Annotated in this window: 16 protein-coding genes; 6 read left to right on the top strand and 10 right to left on the bottom strand. The window is 57.1% G+C overall.

The window, feature by feature from the left end; genetic code table 11:
• Positions 1–90: 90 nt before the first annotated feature.
• Positions 91–1,383 (bottom strand): acetyl-CoA C-acetyltransferase, encoded by a 1,293-nt coding sequence (locus ACJ77P_RS12495; RefSeq protein ID WP_408998424.1) that lies wholly within the window; start codon positions 1,381–1,383, stop codon positions 91–93.
• A 59-nt stretch (positions 1,384–1,442) separates the two neighbouring features.
• A complete protein-coding gene (locus tag ACJ77P_RS12490) occupies positions 1,443–2,924 on the bottom strand; it encodes a class I adenylate-forming enzyme family protein (protein WP_408998423.1) in 1,482 nt (493 codons plus the stop codon).
• A 277-nt stretch (positions 2,925–3,201) separates the two neighbouring features.
• Here ACJ77P_RS12490 and ACJ77P_RS12485 point away from each other — a divergent pair, with 277 nt between their 5' ends.
• Positions 3,202–4,098: a lysophospholipid acyltransferase family protein gene (locus ACJ77P_RS12485; protein WP_408998422.1), complete on the top strand. Its 897-nt coding sequence runs from the start codon at positions 3,202–3,204 to the stop codon at positions 4,096–4,098.
• Positions 4,099–4,106: 8 nt separating this feature from the next.
• On the top strand, positions 4,107–4,808 hold the full coding sequence (locus ACJ77P_RS12480) for a hypothetical protein (RefSeq protein WP_408998421.1): 702 nt from the start codon (positions 4,107–4,109) through the stop codon (positions 4,806–4,808).
• A gap of 70 nt (positions 4,809–4,878) precedes the next feature.
• On the opposite strand, the gene ACJ77P_RS12475 is transcribed toward ACJ77P_RS12480, so the two are convergent.
• From ACJ77P_RS12475 to ACJ77P_RS12440, 8 genes are read right to left on the bottom strand one after another with little or no spacing between them, the layout of a single operon-like run.
• Positions 4,879–7,497 carry a polysaccharide pyruvyl transferase family protein gene (locus tag ACJ77P_RS12475; RefSeq protein WP_408998420.1) on the bottom strand — a complete coding sequence of 873 codons (2,619 nt, stop codon included), beginning with the start codon at positions 7,495–7,497 and terminating at the stop codon, positions 4,879–4,881.
• Positions 7,494–8,369 (bottom strand): hypothetical protein, encoded by an 876-nt coding sequence (locus tag ACJ77P_RS12470; RefSeq protein WP_408998419.1) that lies wholly within the window; start codon positions 8,367–8,369, stop codon positions 7,494–7,496. The genes ACJ77P_RS12475 and ACJ77P_RS12470 overlap by 4 nt, the downstream gene beginning before the upstream one ends.
• Entirely contained in the window at positions 8,344–8,988 is a 645-nt protein-coding gene (locus tag ACJ77P_RS12465) for a class I SAM-dependent methyltransferase (RefSeq protein ID WP_408998418.1), read from the bottom strand. The genes ACJ77P_RS12470 and ACJ77P_RS12465 overlap by 26 nt, the downstream gene beginning before the upstream one ends.
• A 2-nt stretch (positions 8,989–8,990) precedes the next feature.
• Positions 8,991–9,986, bottom strand: coding sequence for a glycosyltransferase (locus tag ACJ77P_RS12460; RefSeq protein WP_367359951.1), 996 nt, complete (start codon positions 9,984–9,986; stop codon positions 8,991–8,993).
• Positions 9,987–9,994: 8 nt separating this feature from the next.
• Positions 9,995–10,576 carry a hypothetical protein gene (locus ACJ77P_RS12455; protein WP_408998417.1) on the bottom strand — a complete coding sequence of 194 codons (582 nt, stop codon included), beginning with the start codon at positions 10,574–10,576 and terminating at the stop codon, positions 9,995–9,997.
• Positions 10,573–11,673, bottom strand: coding sequence for a putative lipopolysaccharide heptosyltransferase III (gene rfaQ / locus ACJ77P_RS12450; protein WP_408998416.1), 1,101 nt, complete (start codon positions 11,671–11,673; stop codon positions 10,573–10,575). The genes ACJ77P_RS12455 and rfaQ overlap by 4 nt, the downstream gene beginning before the upstream one ends.
• A complete protein-coding gene (locus tag ACJ77P_RS12445; RefSeq protein ID WP_408998415.1) occupies positions 11,670–12,851 on the bottom strand; it encodes a glycosyltransferase family 4 protein in 1,182 nt (393 codons plus the stop codon). Before ACJ77P_RS12445 ends, rfaQ begins: the two co-directional genes overlap by 4 nt.
• A complete protein-coding gene (locus ACJ77P_RS12440; RefSeq protein WP_408998414.1) occupies positions 12,848–13,606 on the bottom strand; it encodes a glycosyltransferase family 2 protein in 759 nt (252 codons plus the stop codon). The genes ACJ77P_RS12445 and ACJ77P_RS12440 overlap by 4 nt, the downstream gene beginning before the upstream one ends.
• Positions 13,607–14,124: 518 nt before the next feature.
• On the opposite strand from ACJ77P_RS12440, the gene ACJ77P_RS12435 reads away from it, so the two are divergent.
• The 4 genes from ACJ77P_RS12435 to ACJ77P_RS12420 all read left to right on the top strand — a co-directional run bounded on the left by ACJ77P_RS12435 (position 14,125) and on the right by ACJ77P_RS12420 (position 17,879).
• Positions 14,125–14,922, top strand: a complete 798-nt coding sequence (locus tag ACJ77P_RS12435) for a hypothetical protein (RefSeq protein ID WP_408998413.1) — start codon at positions 14,125–14,127, stop codon at positions 14,920–14,922.
• Between the two features lie 145 nt (positions 14,923–15,067).
• The gene (locus ACJ77P_RS12430) at positions 15,068–16,252 is read left to right on the top strand and encodes a methyltransferase domain-containing protein (protein ID WP_408998412.1); all 1,185 of its coding nucleotides are present in this window, start codon (positions 15,068–15,070) and stop codon (positions 16,250–16,252) included.
• A gap of 411 nt (positions 16,253–16,663) precedes the next feature.
• Entirely contained in the window at positions 16,664–17,329 is a 666-nt protein-coding gene (locus ACJ77P_RS12425; RefSeq protein WP_408998411.1) for a hypothetical protein, read from the top strand.
• 217 nt (positions 17,330–17,546) lie between these two features.
• Positions 17,547–17,879: a DUF4404 family protein gene (locus tag ACJ77P_RS12420; RefSeq protein ID WP_408998410.1), complete on the top strand. Its 333-nt coding sequence runs from the start codon at positions 17,547–17,549 to the stop codon at positions 17,877–17,879.
• The last annotated feature ends 136 nt before the right edge of the window (positions 17,880–18,015 follow it).

The raw sequence follows: 18,015 nt of genomic DNA, 5'->3' as shown, positions 1-18,015 counted from the left end.
GGGGCGGTTTATCTCCTCACCCCTGCATTCGATATTACACTTTATTGCCCTGTTGGGCAATCGTTCTTATTTCAAGATCCGCAACTCACGCTACGCCCTTTCAAGGACGATGGCCATTCCCTGTCCGCCGCCGATGCAGAGCGTCGCCAGGCCGAGGTTCGCATCCTTCTTCTGGAGCTGCATGGCCAGGCTGTAGGTGATCCGGGCGCCGGTGCAGCCCACGGGATGCCCGATGGAGATTCCGCTGCCGTTGATGTTGCACTTGTCCATATCCACGCCCAGCTCCTGGACGCAGCCCAGAGCCTGGGATGCGAAGGCTTCATTCAATTCCACGATATCCATATCCTTCATGGTCAGACCGAGCTGCTTGAAGACCTTGCGGGTTGCCGGAATCGGACCGAGACCCATGTATGCCGGATCGACGCCGCCGGAGGCATAGCCCTTGATCTTGGCCAGCGGTTTGAGACCCAGTTCCTTGGCCTTGTCGGCGCTCATCACGACGACGGCTGCCGCACCGTCATTGATTCCGGAGGCGTTGCCCGCCGTGACGGTTCCATCTTTCTTGAAGACGGTTGCCAGCTTGGCCATCTTTTCCATGCTGGTGTCCATGGGGCGCTCGTCCACGGAGAAGAACTGCGGGGGTGCGCCTTTCTTCGTGGGCATCGGGACAGGGACGATTTCATCGGCAACGGCGCCGCTGGTGATGGCCGCACGGGCTCGCTGGTGGCTCATGAGGGCCAGCTCATCCTGGGCCTGTCGGCTGATGCCGTAGCGGGCGGCGATGTTCTCCGCCGTGAACCCCATGTGATAGCCGTTGAAAATTTCCCAGAGGCCGTCATGGACCATGAGGTCGACAATGGAGCCTGTGGGCATGCTCATCCGGTATCCCCATCGGGCATCGGGCAGCGCGTAGGGGACGTTGCTCATGTTTTCCATTCCGCCCGCCACGATGATGTCCGCATCACCGGCCTTGATGACCTGGGCCGCCAGGACAATGGCTTTCATTCCGGAGGCGCAGACCTTGTTGACGGTGATCGTGTTCGTTTCTTCAGGCAGACCTGCATAGATGCTGGACTGGCGTCCGGGATTCTGTCCCAGGGAGGCCGTCAGGCAGTTTCCCATGATGCACTCGTCGAAATAGACGGGGTTCAGGGATGAATCGTAGTCATAGTACTTCTTGTTGATTTCGGTCATGTCGAAATCGCCGAAGGTGTCGCAACGGCAGGCTTTGACGGCGTCGCTGATGGCCGGACGCAATCCCGCTCTCTTGATGGCCTCCTTGATGACCAGCGCTCCCAGGTCTGTAACCCTTACGCCCTTGAGCGAACCACCGAACGATCCCACGGCGGTTCTGGCGCCGCTTACGATGACAACATCTTTCATGTTTAGCAATCTCCTTTCTTGGATGTTAGTATCTGAAATATTGCTGATGCAAAAAACTCTTAAAGGTTCGGGATGGAGTCTACAAATTCGATCTCCCGCGGCACCTTGTAGGAGGAGAGATACGTCCGGCAGTGCCGGAGAATCTGTCTGTTCTCGACGGGGAAGGCCGAATCCCGGACGATGAAGGCTTTGACGATTTCCCCCCGCAGAAGGTTCGGCTTGCTGATCACCCGGGCCGCCCGCACGGCGGGATGATTTTCCAGCACCATTTCGACCTCCCGTGGATAGACGTTGAAGCCGCTGGTGATGATCATCCGCTTCTTGCGGCCGGTGAGAAAGAAGAACCCCTCCTCGTCCCGATAGGCCAGATCCCCGCTGTGAAGCCAGCCATCCTTCATCACTTCCCGGGTTGCCGCTTCATCCCTGTAATAGCCCTTCATGACGTTTTCCCCCCGAAGGACCAGTTCCCCCACTTCCCCATGGGGGCATTCCGCGCCCTCTTCATTGACGATGCGGATTTCCACGCCGGGGATCGCTGTTCCGATGGAGCCGGGCTTCTGGGGCCCGTCAGGCCTGCTCAGGGTGCACACCGGTGAAGATTCCGTCAGACCGTAGCCGTCGACGAGAATCGTATGGAATTTTCCGTTGAATTCGGGAACGTATTGCGGGGGCATGGTTGCACCGCCGGTGATGCAGAATTTCAGGGAGCGGATATCGTACCGGTCTGCCTCCTCATGAAAAAGCATTCCCAGGAACAGGCGGGGAACGGCGGCGATAAAGGAAACATTTCTCCGGCAGACCACCTGGAAGATTTCGTCGACACTGAAATGATCCATCAGCACCAGGCCGGCTCCGACACGGATGGTGCCCAGCATGTTGGCGACAGCTCCGAACGAATGGAAAAGAGGAATAACCGAAAGGCCCAGGTCGGCATTGTTGACATGGCACAGATTTCCCAGCAGGGCGGACTGCGAGACAAGATTGCGCTGGGTCAGAACCGCGCCCAGCGGCCTTCCCGTCAGACCGGACGTATAGATCATGACGGCGGGATCGTCGTCGGCTAGATCGGGGAGCTCAAGGGAAGAGGAAGAATGCCCGATGAGGGACCAGAAGTCGGAAGCATCCGGAGAGGCCGGCACGGCCGGCTCCGTCCTGTCGGTGACAATGACGTGGCGGCACAGGGGGACTTTGTCCAGGATGGATTCATAACGTGCGGCATTGGATGCCGTGGTGATGAGGATCCGGGCCTCGCAGTTTACCAGGAGATACTGAAGCTCATGGGCCGTTGATGCCGTGTTGAGCGTTACGGCCACGGCGCCGATTTTCTGAGCGGCAAAATAGGAAATGACAAACTCGGGGCAGTTGTGCAGAACAATGGCAATCTTGTCTTCCTTTTTCGCGCCCAGCTCTCTGAGGGCGTTGCCCAGGGCGTTGACCGCGTCGTTCAACACAGAATAGGGAAACGGCCGGTCTTCCGAAATGACTGCGACATGCTCTGGATAGCGTTGACAGGTTTCTTCCAGCATCTGCCCAAGATTCATCTTTTATCCCAAGCCTCCTCAAAATCGTGCCCCCTCTTAACACAGCAAGAGTAATTTTTTCAATAAAATAAAATGAGGACGTTGCGGTAAACAGAGGACTGTATGGGTTGGTTTGGGTTGACAAGAGACGGGTTTTTCTATAATACATCGGACCTCATGTATCGGGTGTAACGGGGTATAATCGGGACGGCCGGGAGCCGAACAGGGATCGATCCTTGTTTTCATCCGCCCGATTCGACCGAATTTCCTGAAATTCATCCTGCTGGACAACATAGACATGAAAAGGTCCCTGACAACAACCGTTGTCCTGTCCCTCTTGCAGATCATCCCGTTGGCGGTAAGACGATTCTTCTTCGCCCATCTTGCCCTCTTGTTCTACTACCTGATTCCAGGAAGGCGCATTATCGCCCTGGACAATCTCCATCACGCCTTCCCCGAAAAATCCGAAGATGAGATTGTGGCCGTCGCAAAAGGCGTTTACCGCAATTTCGGCATCCTGATGGCCGAATTTGTTGAGATCCCCCGCCTGAATGCCGAAAGGGTTTCCCGCATCATGAACATCCAGGGCATGGAAAATTATGTCAAGGCCAAGGCGAAGAATAAAGGGGTGATCATGCTGACCGGTCATTTCGGCAACTGGGAGTTGATGGCCGCCGTCTTTCCCCTTGTCGGTGACTCCATGACGGTCCTGTATCGGCCTTTCGACAACCACGTGATTGAAGATCTCGTTTTCCGGGTGAGGTCATCGACGGGAAACCGGTTTATCGCCGCGGAACGGGCCCTGCGGGAGATGCTCAAGTGTCTGGGGAGCAGAAAAACCCTGGGGCTGCTGATCGATCAGAACTGGGACCGCAAGGAAAGCTGCTTTGTCGAATTTTTCAACCGGCCGGCCTGCACGTCGGCGGGGCTGGCGTACCTGGTCCTCCGCACAGGAGCCCCCGTCCTGCCATGCTTCCTCTCCCGGCAGAGGGATGGAACATACCTGCTTCAGATAGGCGCTGAACTGGAGACGATCGACACCGGCGATATGGAAGCGGATATTGTGGCGAACACCCAGCGCTACACGGACGTCATCGAGGAAGTCGTCAGGATGCACCCGGAACAGTGGTTCTGGGTGCATCAACGGTGGAAGACGAAACCGCGTTCTGCCGGCGCAACGAAACGTTCAAGGTGACAAGTGCTATGAGCAAAAGGATCCATTTCCCCCTGTGGCTGGCCTGTGGGCTTCCCGTCCTGCTGTGGATTTATACCTATGTCGAGAAGATGAATTCCGTCTTTAACGGAGCGGAGGTGTACCGGGAGCACGGACTTGTTGAGAATGCAACCAATCTCTTCCTTCTGGCGGCGATTGTTCTGTTCCTGGTGTGTCTGAAGAAGGCGGAATGGCTCTGGGAAAAATTGTGGCTGCTGATCCTTGCGGTCGGTGCCGTCTACTTCCTCGGTGAAGAAATCAGCTGGGGCTATCATCTGCTGGGCTACGACGTCAATGAGGAATGGATGGCCCTGAATGACCAGAAAGAGCCGAATTTACATAATCTTACGGGGGTTTGGGAAATTGTGTTCGACAAGCTACCGAGGCAGCTCCTCTCGGTCGGCGTCGTCCTGGGCGGACTGCTGGGGGTGTATGCTGACCGCCGGGAATCCTGGCCGAACCGTCCGTTCCTGCGCCGCCTGATCCCCCCCGGGGGTACCCTGTTTGTTGCCGCCGCGGCCAACCTGGTTTCCCTTCCGGAAAGGATCGGGGAGCATCTCTTCGCACAGACACCGAGATGGCTGGTTCTGGGCAATGCCTCGGGGGAATTGAAGGAGTGCTTCCTGGGCCTTTTTATCCTGTTTTACGCCTATGGGCTTTTCCGCCTCTTTTCGGTCCGCGTCGGGAAATAAATGCCGTCAGGGCCGACGGGCAACTGTATGCCGGCCCGATGCGGCAGCGTCACAGAAAAATCCCGGAGCGTTATGAGGATCCCTTCGCCTTGGCGCTGCCGGGTTTGATCATTTCCAGGACCTCCCTCCACATTGAGGCGGTTCGCTCGCGCTGCCGCTCTGCCGAGGTGCGCACCTTCATCCGGATTTTTTCGCCTTCCCCCCGGTCCAGGACCGTATCGATCATTTCCCCGATTCTTCCCCCGGTTCTCTCAATGGGCACCAGCAGTTCCGGGCAGCCGTAATCAGCGAAGAGGGTTTCATACTTGTGGCTCCAGCCGGCGCCGATGCACAGAACTCCCTGCGACAGGGAGCTCACGAGAGCGTGGAATCGTGAGGCGATGACGAGATCGCATGTCCCCAGGATTCCTTTGATCCTCAAGGGGTCCTGTTCGGCCAGGATTTCGATCTTCCGGTTGACCGCCTCCTGAAGCTGCCGGGCGGCGGGGAAGTCCTTCCTTCCCCCGTGGATGAGAAGAAACGGTGTGATCCCCTTCGCTTCCAGATGTTTTACGCACTGGGCGAGGAAGGGGATATACTGCGTTCCTTCGGCACTGGACGTCTTGTCCGTCATCTGGTGGCTCGGAATGATGCAGACCTGGTGCTCCTCTGCGTTCCACTGCTCCGGAACCGTGCCGGAGACGAGATTTGTAAAATCGGGTGCGATCTTGACATTTGCGGGCGCTGCGGCCACATCGTTCACGTAGGCATAGGAAACCGGGTCACGGGCAAAGATGAGATCGGCATGATCGATCAGCCTCTTCAGCGCATCCCGGATGCGCCGGCTGCTGAAGGGTCCCAGGGCCTGGGGGAGGAGAATGACCTTTTTCCCCTGGCGCTTCCAGGCCTGGCTCTGCTTGGCCATCAGGATCGTTTTGTGCTCTCCGAAGGCGTCTCCATAGGCATAACCGGAAACGTCCAGGATCACATCGATCTCCTCGTCAAGGACAACGCCGTACATTTCCCGTATTTCCCCGGGGAACATCTTCCCGATGAAATCCCATGAAATGCCGTGCCTGCTGAGCGTGGCCTTCTGAAGCAGGCCCAGCCTGCCCCTGGCGAAGAAGGAGGGCTGTCCGTATCTCGGCGCCATTGCAAAGGAGGCCTCCGGAATGGCGGGCTTGACTGCCTGCAGGACCGCATGGAGCATCAGTTCAGCCCCCTTGTTGGTAAAACCGGCCCCCTTGATCTCGATCAGCATGGATGATCCCTCCCCCTGTGCCGTTTTCGCCTTCTGCCGCTGCCCGCCCTGTGGGGGCGCCCCGTCGGGCCTGCGACCGTCGGCAGGCGTTCTCCGGCCGCTCTTCCGGGCTTCCGCGCTGGAAGGGGTTTTCAACGCAGAAAGCGCGTTTTCCAGGGCGTTCCGGATCCGCTGGAAGGGCCGTTCCCGGCCCCTTTCCCCTGATCCGCCCTGCTTGAGCATGTCTTCCACCGACGCGAACAGCGCGTCCCGGGATGTGTGGCTGTCCAGGGCCAGCGAAGGCAGGAGATTCGCCCTGTACATATCGTCCGGGATATATTCGGTGACCTCGGCAAGGTGGGGATAAAACGCAGGGAGCTCCATTCCGAATCCATGCCACGCCTCCGTATAGCCCCTCCATTCGCGCCGCTTCCGGTCGATCCTCTGGCCTGCCATGATTTCCCTGTGATCCGCTGCCCTGAGGTGGAGACGTCCGTCTGCAGCAGCCCTGCGGATCAACGTCCGGCCCTGTTCCGTCCTCACAATGACCGCCGATTCGCCCCCTTTGCGGTCGGTTTTCCTGAGGCCGTGGGGATCGCAGACCGTGAGATCGGCCAGTACATTCATTTTGTCAAAGCAGATCCTGCACCGTGCCGGTGTAAAGGCGTTCTTGATGCGGTTTCGGGCGCCGTCGGGAAGCACCGTGGGTTCCAGGCCAGGAGGGCCGATGACGACATTTCCCGGGTATCCCCGGCAGGCCTTGTCCCGAAAGTCGAAGCGCACTGTCCCGCTTGCCGCGAGGCCTGCCTGCCGGATCAGATAGTCGATGGCGCTGTAGGTTAAAATGCGGTCGCAGACCAGCCCGATTTTGTACTTCACAAGCCCGGACAGCGACACATCGATGTCCGCCATGGTGCTCAGTCCGTGGAAATGGCAGGGGAGGCCGACGAGGGCGACGGGGATCTTGCTCCTTCTCACCTCACCGAGGATTTCGAGGGCGGGAACGGGGCAATACTTTGATTTCTGTGCGGAAAGGATCTGCTCCCTTGAGCTGGCGCAGAGAACGATCGGCCGGGGGGGATCTCCCGGAGCCATGGCGCTTACCACGGCCGCTTCGATCTCACGGGAGTCCAGCAGATAAAGGAGAAGGGCGGAAACAATGCCGCCGCTCTGGCTGTTGGCATAGATCTCCTTGTCTGCCGCCTTGCCGACATGGCACTCCAGGGCGTTCCCCTCGAAAGGAGAGGTGCTCAGTGCGGAAAGCATCTCCGTGCCGACGGTCACGCTGGGGCAGACTCGGTAGCAGAGGCCGCAGGCGGAGCACTTTTTCCTGTCAATTTCGGGGAAGAGATGACCGCCCGGGGTTTCCTTGAAGGAGATGGCCTCCTGCCGACAAACGCAGGCACAGGCTCCGCAGGAGCAGCAGAGCCTTTGTTCAACAATTGCGGAAATATCCCCTGGGGCGTTCATGGAAGACATCCGTCATGGGATTCTTTTTTGATTGGCGGGGTCTGCGGACGCTCCTCCGTGGTATCCTGCAGAGCCTCCGCCAGGTCGTAGAGAGTCACCCGCCTGGGATCTTCCTCTTTTTTCCTTCTGTTCCGCCAGCGGTGAACATTCTGAAAAGGCCGCCTATGGATGCTTCGGTCCAGAAAATCCAGCAGATCCCTGTTCCGGTACACCTTTTTAAAGAGCCGGTACAGCGGATTTCTCTCCCCGGAAGGCAGGTCCTGACCCATGGAAATGAGAAGCTTTGTTATTTCACGGCAGGCGCATTCCATGGGCCGTTCCCAGGGGCGACCCATTTCAAAATCGACGTGGTAGAATTGATTTCCCGCCTCAAGAATATTCTGCGTATTGGCGTCGATGTGAAAGAGAAGCGTGTCGCTGGTCCGGAACGCAAGGGCATGCCGCCTGAAAAGATCCTCGAAAAAGATTTCCAGGCGGCCTTCGGCTGAAAAATAGCCCTGCGACAGAATGGATTTCATGGTGACGCCTTCAATGAATGTCGTACAGAGATGCGGAACGCCCTCGTATTCCGGAAAGGGGGAGGCAAGAAGGTGCGGCACGGAAAAGCCCTTTTCTCTCCAGTGCTTCAGGCAGGCCTCTTCGAAGTCTTTCCGCCTTGGCGGTACGCGGTACTCAATCGGCTGGCGCATGCCGATTGCGTCCAGTCTGCTGCGAAGTTCATAGAAAATCCTGGGCTTCTTCGGGCCATACACCTTCAGGAAGAGGAACCGGCCATTCTGGGGGATGCGAAAGGCCTCGTTGCTGTGAACGGACTTCAGGCCATAAGGCGCCAGCCGGCTCAGAAAATCACGGGTCCGATTTCTGGAATACATAGATGAGATCCTGACTGAAGACCGTCGGCCAGAATTTGGCCCGAATCGTTTTTTTGGGGGTGATCAACTGCCGGAGCTCGAATCCCTGCGCCACGACCATTTTTTCGAAGGTTGGACCCGTCTGGAAGTTGACATGGGCTCCGGAAATCGGAGGAAATTTCCCGAGGAGAAATTTAATCCGGTGATGATAATAACAGATATTCGGGATCACCCCGATAAACCAGCCTTTTTCCCTTAAGTTTTTCCGTACATGCCCCAGAAAGCCGATGGGATCGTCCAGATGGTGGACGATTCTGCTGGCGATGATCAGGTCCAGAGGAGGATCGAAGGGGGGCAGTCCATTGTTGAGGTCCCAGATCTGGATGCGGGAGGTGTCGAATCTGTAAAGACCGAATACTTTTTCCGAGATTTCCAGGCCGTATGCTTCATAGAGTTTTGAAAGTTCGCGATAGACGTGGCCTGGACCGACGCCGCAGTCCAGAACGCGCGCTTGTTCGTTTCCGAGGACGCCTTGGGCGACCTCGACAATCTTTTGGTGGACATCCGTATATTGATAATGCTTCCGTTCAATACGATCATCCCAGTACTCATCATAATCGGAAATGCCCGGCTTACCCATCTTTACTCCTGACCCGTTTCTTGAATCCAGTCAAATATCTTGGCCATCTGCTGCCTGTAGGTATAGTGCGACAGGACCTTCTTCTGCCCTGCGGAGGCGATGCGCTCCCTGGCTTCTTCATGTTCAAGATAAAAGCGCACCTTTTCGATCAGCTCATCATCGGATTCAAAAACCTCAACCTCCCTGCCGATTTCAAAGGCCGTTTCAATCCCCGGGGTCTTCCTCCCGAGATAAAAACCGCCACACCCGGCAACGGCGAAGATCCTGTTGCTCAGGTAAAGGCCCGATATGGGGATATCCGCATCCTCTCCGATGAAGATCTTAACATTTCTGACCACATCGCAAAACTCTTTCATGTAGACTTCTCTTCCCGCCCATGCCCGGTGGACGCCTCCGCAGAAATAGGAGAGGTTTTTCCACTGCCTGGAGAGACGGGGCCCCCACCACTTGATGTCCACCTGCTTTTTCCTTAAAAGCATCACCAGTTCACTGCGCTTTTTATAGATCGGATACCCCATGGAGCCGATCATGGCCGCTTCTGCACAGGGGCTGCCCTTTCTGACAGATTCCTGACCGGGAATGCCGAAGAATTCCGGAGCGAACCCCTGATGGATCCAGCGAGTGTTTTTGACCCCGTTGCGGCGGAAAAAGATCTTGATGTCTTCCGTATTGGTTACGACGAAGTCATGGACCTTGGCGAATGGAAGCATCCAGTCTTCCAGGACGCTCGTTGTCAGCCAGAGGATCGTCGTGCAGCCCTTTTGCCTGAAATGCTCAATGAGCCGGGCGGGAAGTTTCTCTCCTTTCAGGGTGAGGACGTACCCGGGTTTTCTGCTCTCGACGATCTCCATCAGCTCCTGTTCGCAGGACGCATGGGATCGGTAATCATAGCCGATCACCTCGTATCCGAGCTGCTGCATTCCCGCGATCATGTACCTGCCCGAATTGAGCGGCTGATCGATGGGACCGCAGAAGAGCACCCTTGTGTTTCCCTCCATTCTGTGCCTCACAGGGAAAGGCCTCGGCGCAGCATCCAGAACAGGCACCAGAGAAAGGAGATGCGGGTGTCGTTGATGATCGTCATAGACCGACCGACCGAAAAGGGCGGCTCGACGGGGAGGGTCGTCTTTTTCTGCTGAATTTCGAACTTCTCCGGATGCCTTTTTTCTCTTTTCCTCAATCTTGAAAGCCTCCTGGGTTCGGGAACGGCAAGGTTCACCAGGATGTCCACAGAATCGAGAAAGCGGCTGGGGACCCAGTTCGAGAAGATCACCGCTCTGCAGTCCCGGGAAGCTAAAAAATCCTGCCAGGACTCTTTGCGAAGGTTCAGCTTCTTCCACGTCAGCCTCCAGAAAGGCGTCGAATACAGTGTGTTGTCGTCAATAACCACAAGGTTCCTTTTTCCGAGGCGGCCGAAGCCGAACCGGGCAAAATCTTTCACAAAAACCGTTTTCCCGCTGCCCGGCAGTCCGGCAACGGCAATGACGATTTTGGGAGAGCGCAGAAGTAGATCTTCCGCTTCCAGGCGAAGCCGCTCCATGCCTTCAATCCCGTCAAACGTTCCGAGATCCTGTATTTTTTCCGTCATGGGACCTCTTTTTCCGCGGGAAAGGCCGGGGCGGGCGTCCGGAAGATCTCGTCCAGCCTGTTTTCAACGGCCAGGAGGACCTCATCGGGGGTCAGTTCCATCAGGCACCGGCTTTCGCCGCCGTCGTCGCGGCAGCCCTTCTTGCCGCAGGGGACGCAATCCCATTTTTTTTGGATGATGACCTGCCCCGCTCCCCGGGGTCCCCATCGCCAGGGCCGTGACGGGCCGAAAATCGCCACGACGGGCGTGCCAACGGCAGCGGCCATGTGCATGGGCCCTGAGTCGATGCCGATAAATAAAAGGGCTTCAGAAAGGAGGGCGGCGGTCTGCTTCAGGGATAGCCGGCCACCGAGATCCAGGGGGGGGCTTTCGGACAGGGCGCATATCTCACGGTTCAAGCGGAGTTCCTCCTTATCCTTTCCGCAGATCAGGATGGTCCGGAGAGACTTTCTTCCCGACAGGTAGTCGCAGAGCTCGGCATAGCCCTCCGCTGTCCAGACTTTGTGGGTTGCCGCGGACGAAGGATGAAGAACGACATAGGGGGCCTTTCCGGGTACGCCGCTGCTCGTTAAGATCTCCCCGCAGGACCTTTGATCTTGAGGAGTCCAGTAGAGGGTCGGTTTTGACGGGAGAACGGAGCATCCCATGGCTTTTGCCAGTTCCAGATGACGATCAATGACGTGGAGCTTTTTCCCGACGGGCACCAAGTCCGTCAGCAGGAGTGAACGACGGAATCGTTTCCTTTTTTTGGGCTTGTAGCCCAACCTTTTTCCGGCGCCGCTCAAAAAGGCCAGCACCGCCGCCCGGTCGTTATGGGTCAGTTCAAGCACCACATCGAAATGAGCGGCACGAATCTCACGGATCAGCTGGAACTGTTTCCGCAGATCCGCCAGGGGCCTAAAATCCCTGATCACGGTAAAAATCCTGTCGATGGCGGGATTTTCCGTCAGCATGTCTTCCGTCCCCTTATTGACGACCGCTGCGATGAAGGCATCGGGAAACCGGGATCTCAGGGCGTCAAAGACCGGGGTGGTGAGCAGGACGTCTCCCAGATAGCGCAATTTGATGACGAGAATGCGGGGAGAACCGTCGGTCATGGCGTGATCCTCCTCCGGTCCGCTCCTTTTTCGTCCCGCACGGCCTCGTATAAATCCAGGACCTGGTCAAGATGATGTTTCCAGGTAAGCTGCTCCAGAATTGACCGGTTGGCATCGGCAATCCGGCTTCCGGAGATCTCCAGCCCCGCGCGGATCTTTGCCGCGATTTCCGCCGGGTCGAGAGGATCTTCGATGACATGGCCGTTTTCCCCTTCGATAATCATCTCCGAGGCCCCGTTGATCCGGGAGGTGACGACGGGCAGGCCTGCCGCCATGGCTTCGATGCACACGTTGCTGAATGGTTCATAGATTGTGGGGAAGATGAAGAGGTCGGCCCCCTGGTAGTACGGAGCCACGTCGGAAATGGGCCCCGTGAAGGAAACGGAGTTTTCGACCCCCAGGCTTTCTGCCAGGCGCCTGTAGGGGGCAAGACGGTCCTTTCCTACGGCTATGAGGTGTGCCGGGGAGGGAAGAAGGGCCAGGGCCCTCAGGGCCGCCGCCAATCCCTTTCGCTGAAAACCGGAGCCGACAAAGAGGAGAAGGGCGCTTTCCGGTTTCAGGCCTAATTGCGAAAGAAGCTTTTCCCTGCTTTCCAGCTTTCTGCCGCAGGAAAAGCGATTTCTCTCGACGGGGCTGTAAATGACGGAAATCTTGTTGTCCGGGACGCCGTAGTGAGTCATGATCTCCTTTTTTCCCCTCCGGGAATTGGCCACGACGGCCCTGCAGCCCTCTTCGCTGAAGATCTGCTTTTCAATCCAGAGGAGGGTCCTGTGCAGCGGGTTGATCCGGTGCAGAAGGCCTTTGCCGGGCGGATCGATTTTCCGGCGCTGGATGAGCCATTCCCTGTGGCAGCCGTCACCGGCCCGGTAAATGTCCTGATACAGGGTCCGCTCGAAGCTGTGGATGATGTCGTAACGGCCCCCTTGAAGCATCTTTCGAACGCTGAAGGCGAAGCTGAGGATCTGCAGGAAGGAGGGGCCTTTGACAACCGGCACTCGGCGCAGAACCGGCCGGAAGGCGAGTGCTTCCGAAGGCCCTTCCTCGCTCCGGGTTTTCCACGTGCTGGCGAAAATTTCGATCTCATGTCCCCGCAGGGCAAGGTTTTCAGCCAGCGAGGCGACATAGCGTTCCGCCCCGCCGAAATCGGTGTATTTTTCTCGAATCAGGGCGATCTTCATTGCCAGAGGCGCTTTCCCTGCCTTTTCCTCAATTCTTCCTCAAGAAGAAAGGCGTATTTCAAGAAGGTGTAGATGCCCTCGAAGGCGGCAATGAGGAAACTGCGATATCCGTCCCGGATGCCCCCCCGGATCAAGACCTTGGCGAAGGCCCAGCAGGGGTTGAAGAACAGGTTGACAAACCGGAACCGCTTCCCGTCCTTCTGCATGAGTTTCGCCGATTGTTCCGCATAGCGGACAAGCCGAAGCATCTGATCCTCCAGGCTCTTGTAGGAGTAGTGATGGAGATCGCCCTGGAGCCTGCCGATGTTGCCTTCGCAGACGACTTTTTCGTGGATCTCCCCCTGAAATTCCCCCTTACCCTTCCGGTAGAGGCGGAGGCGCCATTCGGGGTGCCAGACATGGTTCAGGAAATCTCCCAGGTAATAGGTTTTCCTGTTGAGCTCCCATCCGTCGAAGCGCTTTTCCCGCAGGGCCTCCAGGATGGACCGGCTCAGCGTTGCGGAGACTTCCTCGTCGGCATCGAGCATCAGAACGTAGTCCATTTCAGCGAGAGCGGCCGCGAAATTTTTCTGCCGGGCGAAGCCCAGCCAATCCTGATGGGTTACCTTCGCCCCGAGGCTGGAGGCGATTTCGACCGTCCGATCGCTGGAGCCGGAGTCCACTACGATGACCTCATCGGCAATGTCCCGAACGCTCTCGATGCAGCGGGCGATGTTGTTTTCTTCGTTTTTTGTGATAATGGCGACCGACAGCATGCTTTGCCCGGTTGGATACTTTCCTGAAATATAATAAAATGATTGCGCTGACCTTAGGACAAATACCTTCTGCAAGTCAAGAAAATGTCTTGGAGCCTGTTTTCTGAACGGGGCTTGTGAAGCCAGTGGTCGGCCGGGGATGAGGCCCTGGTGAATTTATGTTGACATTTTTTTATAACTGTCCTAGATAGCAACCGTTTCAGCGTGTTATGAATAAATTTCCGAAACAATTCAAGGTTTTCTCGTCACCTCAACGCACCTTTTCCGTAAGGAAGCTGTTCAACACGGAATCCGTTATCCAGGGTTCCGGCGATAGGTGTGTGATCGGCAGATGCGGCCTTCCCGGAGACGGCAGGCCGGAAGCCTGGGCTGATCCGACCTGCCTTCAGGAAGCACAAGGAATTCCCCCTTGACCAACCCCGCCGCCTTTCCTGCAATGCGCGGTGAAGAGGGGCGTGTTGAATCAGCCCGTCTTTGGCGGCGGGGATGAACTTTCAGGGATGCTGAAAAAGAACTGAATGGGTATCTATTTCGAAATCATCGGCCTTCCGGGATCGGGGAAGTCCATGTTTTTCAAAGCGGCCGTGGAGCACCTGGAAAGGATTGGCGTGAGGGTGTTCCACCGGCAGAACGGACGGCCGGAGCGGCGGCTCCTCTCGCTGTACCTGAGCAGGCATGAACCGCTGCTATGGGGCGGGAGCCTGCGCAGTTTGTGGAGTCCTCTGCGGGATCGTCTCGGTGTCGCGTTTTTGGGATCGAAGGGGCTTGAAGCCGTTCTTTTGAGATCCTTCCTGGATTCGCACATGGAACTGATGGCGTTGATCCTGAAGGTTCTCATCAGGCGCGGCTTTCCTTCCTGGGAGCGGGAGCTCGTTCTGGGGCGTTACCTAGACAGCTTCGCCTTTTTTCAAATCGTCCAGGAGGTGATGGCTGGCAGCGAAGCCATCCTGACGGACCCCGGATTGATCCAGCGGGGAATCGCCCTTTTGGGCTACCGCAGCACTGAAACGCGGGAGAATGATTTTCTGGATTATCTCGGGCTCACCCCCCTTCCGAAGGTCCTGATCTCTGTGCGGGTTCTGCCCGAAGTCTGCCTGGCGAGGATGCAGCAGCGCAGCTTCCCGCGCCGACTGCGTGGCTTGAGCGATCAGGACGTGATGGCGTCTCTCGAAATCTGCCAGACCTATCAGGATGTGGCGGAAGGAGAGATGAAGAAGCGCGGGGTCACGCTCATCAGGGTGGAGAACAAAGGGCCTCTGCAGACGTCCATCGAACAGCTTCAAGCCGGGTTGGACGGGCTGCACTTCAGGGCCTGACAGGCAATGGGCCTTGGCTGTAACGGAAACACGTTTTCCGTGACCCCGAGGCATCCTTGGGAAGGCCGATCAGCAGCGGCAAAGAAAAGAGACCCGGACAATCATCAGGCGGTACAGCCCGGGGATGTCAATCCTGGATGAATCCATGAAAACACTGAAGAAAAAAATCAAGCGCATCAAGAAAAAAATCAACCGGCAGTTCTGGGAATCCAAACCCATCGCCCTGCTCACGCAGGTCAGGCGTTCACGTGAGCTGGCTTTGCGCAGATCCCGTGAGTCCAGGCCTTTTGCCCTTCCTCTGGAAGAATATCCCGATCTTCGTTTCTATCCGTTCAAAAAGGCTACCGCGGAATTTTTCTTCGGAAATATCGGTCGGACGGACATCAAGGTGGGCGATACCCCGCATTACCGCCTCGCCCGTGCCCTGGCCGCCGGGAACGCCGGGGAAATCAAGGCGGCAGCGGCCCTTTATGAAGCCTATCTGGCCGCTGCTTCGCAGTCGAGCGACAGCGCCCCGCCCGAGCTGAGCCTAGCGGAATTCAGAAAGGAACTGAACGGGATTCGGCAGCACCCGCAGAAGGTTGCGCCGGTCGTGGTGACGCAGATCCTCCCCGAGGGAGAGTATTTCGTCGTCGATGGAAATCATCGCATTGCCATGGCGCTGGCTCTCGGGCTGGAAATCCCCATCGAGCGGTGGCCCTTCGAACTGGCCTTCATGAAATTTTCGCCTTTTACGGAATTCTATGGCACCAGGCACAACAACCGCCCCTATCAGAGCATCTATTTCCGCCGGCGGATTGCTGTCCCCGGACGCCGGCAGGATACGGCGGAGCGCCTCGCCATGATACCGCCGCAGGTGCTGGAGGGGGCACGGATACTGGATGTCGCCAGCAATTTCGGGATGAGCAGCATTCTGGCCCGCTCATTCGGCGCTTTGTCCGTGCTGGGGCTTGAGATTTCAAGCAGCATGGTCGATCTTGCCAGCCGCTTTTCCATGTTTGAAGGGACTTATCCCGAGGTTCAATTCCGGCAATTCAACATCGACAGGGATCTCCTCGGAGACGACGAACGCTTCGACATCGGATTCATGTTTTCCATTTTTGCCCATCTCTCTGATCCGGCACGACTGACCCGGATCGCTGAACGCAACATCGGCAGATACGTTGTCTTTGAGGCGCATCCCGGAGGGACGTACGACACGTACAGGAGTTTTTTTGACAGCGGCCTTTTTGCGTCCGTGGAGGAGCTGGGGCGTCTCTCCCGCTCCGTCTTCAAGCCGGAAGAGAGAACACGTATCCTGTGGCTGTGCACGAAGGCGAACTCCCACTGATCGTCAGCGACAGAAAACTTTTTTCCGAATAGCATCGATAGAGCGGGATCGTGCAGCTCCTTGCCTTTCGTGTGTTCTGCCCCAGGCCCGCAAAAAAATCCCCCCATCATCCCAAGCGGATAGTTCGTATCCATCTGGATACCGAAGATGAGTATTTTCTATTCAGAATCATTCCTCCAACCAAAGCGATTTCAGGTGCCCGGCGTGAGCTTTGTTCCGTAAACCACCGTCTTTCTTCGTTAAGTTTGCTGCACCGCGGGCTGGCACGGGAAATGCCCTGAAGCAGGCAAAAGACCATCCCCTCCGGGACATCTGGACCGGACCAGGTGAAGCAGCTTTCGTCCAGGAAGGGATGACGTCGGAGATCTCAGCGTCAACGCTATAAAAAATGGAAAGAAAGGAGTCGAACGGATGAAAAAAATTGTTGTTGGATCCATCCTCTGGATGCTGGCCGCGGTCCTTCCCATACCGGCGATGGCCGGCGTGGATATCCATGTCAGTATCCCCCTTCCCCCGCCTGTCGTGTTTTCCGCACCGCCGGTGGCGGTGGTGATTCCCGGAACTTATGTCTACGCTCTACCTGACGTACCCGAGGACATCTTCTTCTACGGCGGCTGGTGGTGGCGCCCGTGGGAAGGACGCTGGTATCGTTCAAGGCAGTATCATTCCGGCTGGTCTTCCTACCACGGTGTTCCCGCCTTTCATTCACGCATCCCCCCGGGTTGGAGGAGCGACTACAGGGCGCGCCATTGGAAGGGCCACCCGTGGGATTACCGGCACATCCCTCCGGGACAGCTTCCGCACAACTGGAAGACCTGGAAAAAGAACAAGCATTGGGAAAAGGAAAACAACTGGGGGGTCAGGGGCATGCAATTCCAACCCTCTTCCCGGAAGGACCACCGGAAACACGTTTCCCCGCGGCGCCCGGGAAACGGGGGCCACTCGCCGCATGCTCAATTCCATCGGGGCCAGCCCCACCGGCAGGTGAGCCCCGGCCCTCATCAACAGCCTGGACAGAAGGACAGGCAGAAGGATCCTCACGACAGGGGAGGGGATAAAAGGCAGGCTCGAAGATAAATGATGGCCGCCACCCGGGAACATTTCCGGAATGCATCGGCATCGGGGCGCCGGTGCATTCCTTATCATGGACTGCAGTGCCTTTGCAGCCGCTTTTTCTTTGACAGCCAACTTCCCGTTGCTTTATAGTATCAGCATTCCGAGACCTCCAGGCAGTACCCGGTTTGTCCTGCGGTTGAACCGATAGATTTAATGACGAATCATGAAGGGAGCTTCCATGATACAGAAGACTCTGAGCTCGATTGAAGAGCGATTGAAAAAGGTGACGTCGGTGACCGACGAGAACCGATCCGAATTGCTGGATCTCGTCTCGACTCTGAAGACTGAAATCGAGGAGCTTTCCAAGACGCACACGGAGCACGCGGAAAGCATCACGGGATTTGCCGCCGTATCGACCCGCGAGGCCACCCGGCAGGAGAAGAATCCGGCGCTTCTACAACTGTCGCTCGACGGCCTGGCCGCCTCCGTTGAGGGATTCGAAACTTCACATCCGACGCTGGTCGGCGTGGTCAATCGAATCTGTTCCATGCTTGCCAATCTGGGGATATAACGGCTTGCTGCCCTGTTCCCTGCCGACCGGAAGGGGGGCTCCTGGAAAAGCGGATCGATTTTCTGAAAGGAACGCCGGGACAGGCTGCGGCCCCTTCCTTTCAAGGCTTCCCTCCAGAGGATAGCGGATAGCCGAC

It is taken from the genome of Syntrophus buswellii, assembly GCF_046097065.1.
Taxonomy (GTDB): domain Bacteria; phylum Desulfobacterota; class Syntrophia; order Syntrophales; family Syntrophaceae; genus Syntrophus; species Syntrophus buswellii.
The sequence above is the reverse complement of the archived record's forward strand: the minus strand, read 5'-3'. Positions and strand labels throughout refer to the sequence as shown.

Excerpts from the sequence above, each read along its gene's own strand:
- ACJ77P_RS12490 (WP_408998423.1), bottom strand. The coding sequence starts at position 2,924 with ATGAATCTTGGGCAGATGCTGGAAGAAACCTGTCAACGCTATCCAGAG.
- ACJ77P_RS12465 (WP_408998418.1), bottom strand. The coding sequence starts at position 8,988 with ATGGGTAAGCCGGGCATTTCCGATTATGATGAGTACTGGGATGATCGT.
- ACJ77P_RS12495 (WP_408998424.1), bottom strand. The coding sequence starts at position 1,383 with ATGAAAGATGTTGTCATCGTAAGCGGCGCCAGAACCGCCGTGGGATCG.
- ACJ77P_RS12485 (WP_408998422.1), top strand. The coding sequence starts at position 3,202 with ATGAAAAGGTCCCTGACAACAACCGTTGTCCTGTCCCTCTTGCAGATC.
- ACJ77P_RS12470 (WP_408998419.1), bottom strand. The coding sequence starts at position 8,369 with ATGTATTCCAGAAATCGGACCCGTGATTTTCTGAGCCGGCTGGCGCCT.
- ACJ77P_RS12475 (WP_408998420.1), bottom strand. The coding sequence starts at position 7,497 with ATGAACGCCCCAGGGGATATTTCCGCAATTGTTGAACAAAGGCTCTGC.
- ACJ77P_RS12440 (WP_408998414.1), bottom strand. The coding sequence starts at position 13,606 with ATGCTGTCGGTCGCCATTATCACAAAAAACGAAGAAAACAACATCGCC.
- ACJ77P_RS12480 (WP_408998421.1), top strand. The coding sequence starts at position 4,107 with ATGAGCAAAAGGATCCATTTCCCCCTGTGGCTGGCCTGTGGGCTTCCC.
- rfaQ (WP_408998416.1), bottom strand. The coding sequence starts at position 11,673 with ATGACCGACGGTTCTCCCCGCATTCTCGTCATCAAATTGCGCTATCTG.
- ACJ77P_RS12445 (WP_408998415.1), bottom strand. The coding sequence starts at position 12,851 with ATGAAGATCGCCCTGATTCGAGAAAAATACACCGATTTCGGCGGGGCG.
- ACJ77P_RS12460 (WP_367359951.1), bottom strand. The coding sequence starts at position 9,986 with ATGGAGGGAAACACAAGGGTGCTCTTCTGCGGTCCCATCGATCAGCCG.
- ACJ77P_RS12435 (WP_408998413.1), top strand. The coding sequence starts at position 14,125 with ATGGGTATCTATTTCGAAATCATCGGCCTTCCGGGATCGGGGAAGTCC.
- ACJ77P_RS12455 (WP_408998417.1), bottom strand. The coding sequence starts at position 10,576 with ATGACGGAAAAAATACAGGATCTCGGAACGTTTGACGGGATTGAAGGC.
- ACJ77P_RS12425 (WP_408998411.1), top strand. The coding sequence starts at position 16,664 with ATGAAAAAAATTGTTGTTGGATCCATCCTCTGGATGCTGGCCGCGGTC.
- ACJ77P_RS12430 (WP_408998412.1), top strand. The coding sequence starts at position 15,068 with ATGAAAACACTGAAGAAAAAAATCAAGCGCATCAAGAAAAAAATCAAC.
- ACJ77P_RS12420 (WP_408998410.1), top strand. The coding sequence starts at position 17,547 with ATGATACAGAAGACTCTGAGCTCGATTGAAGAGCGATTGAAAAAGGTG.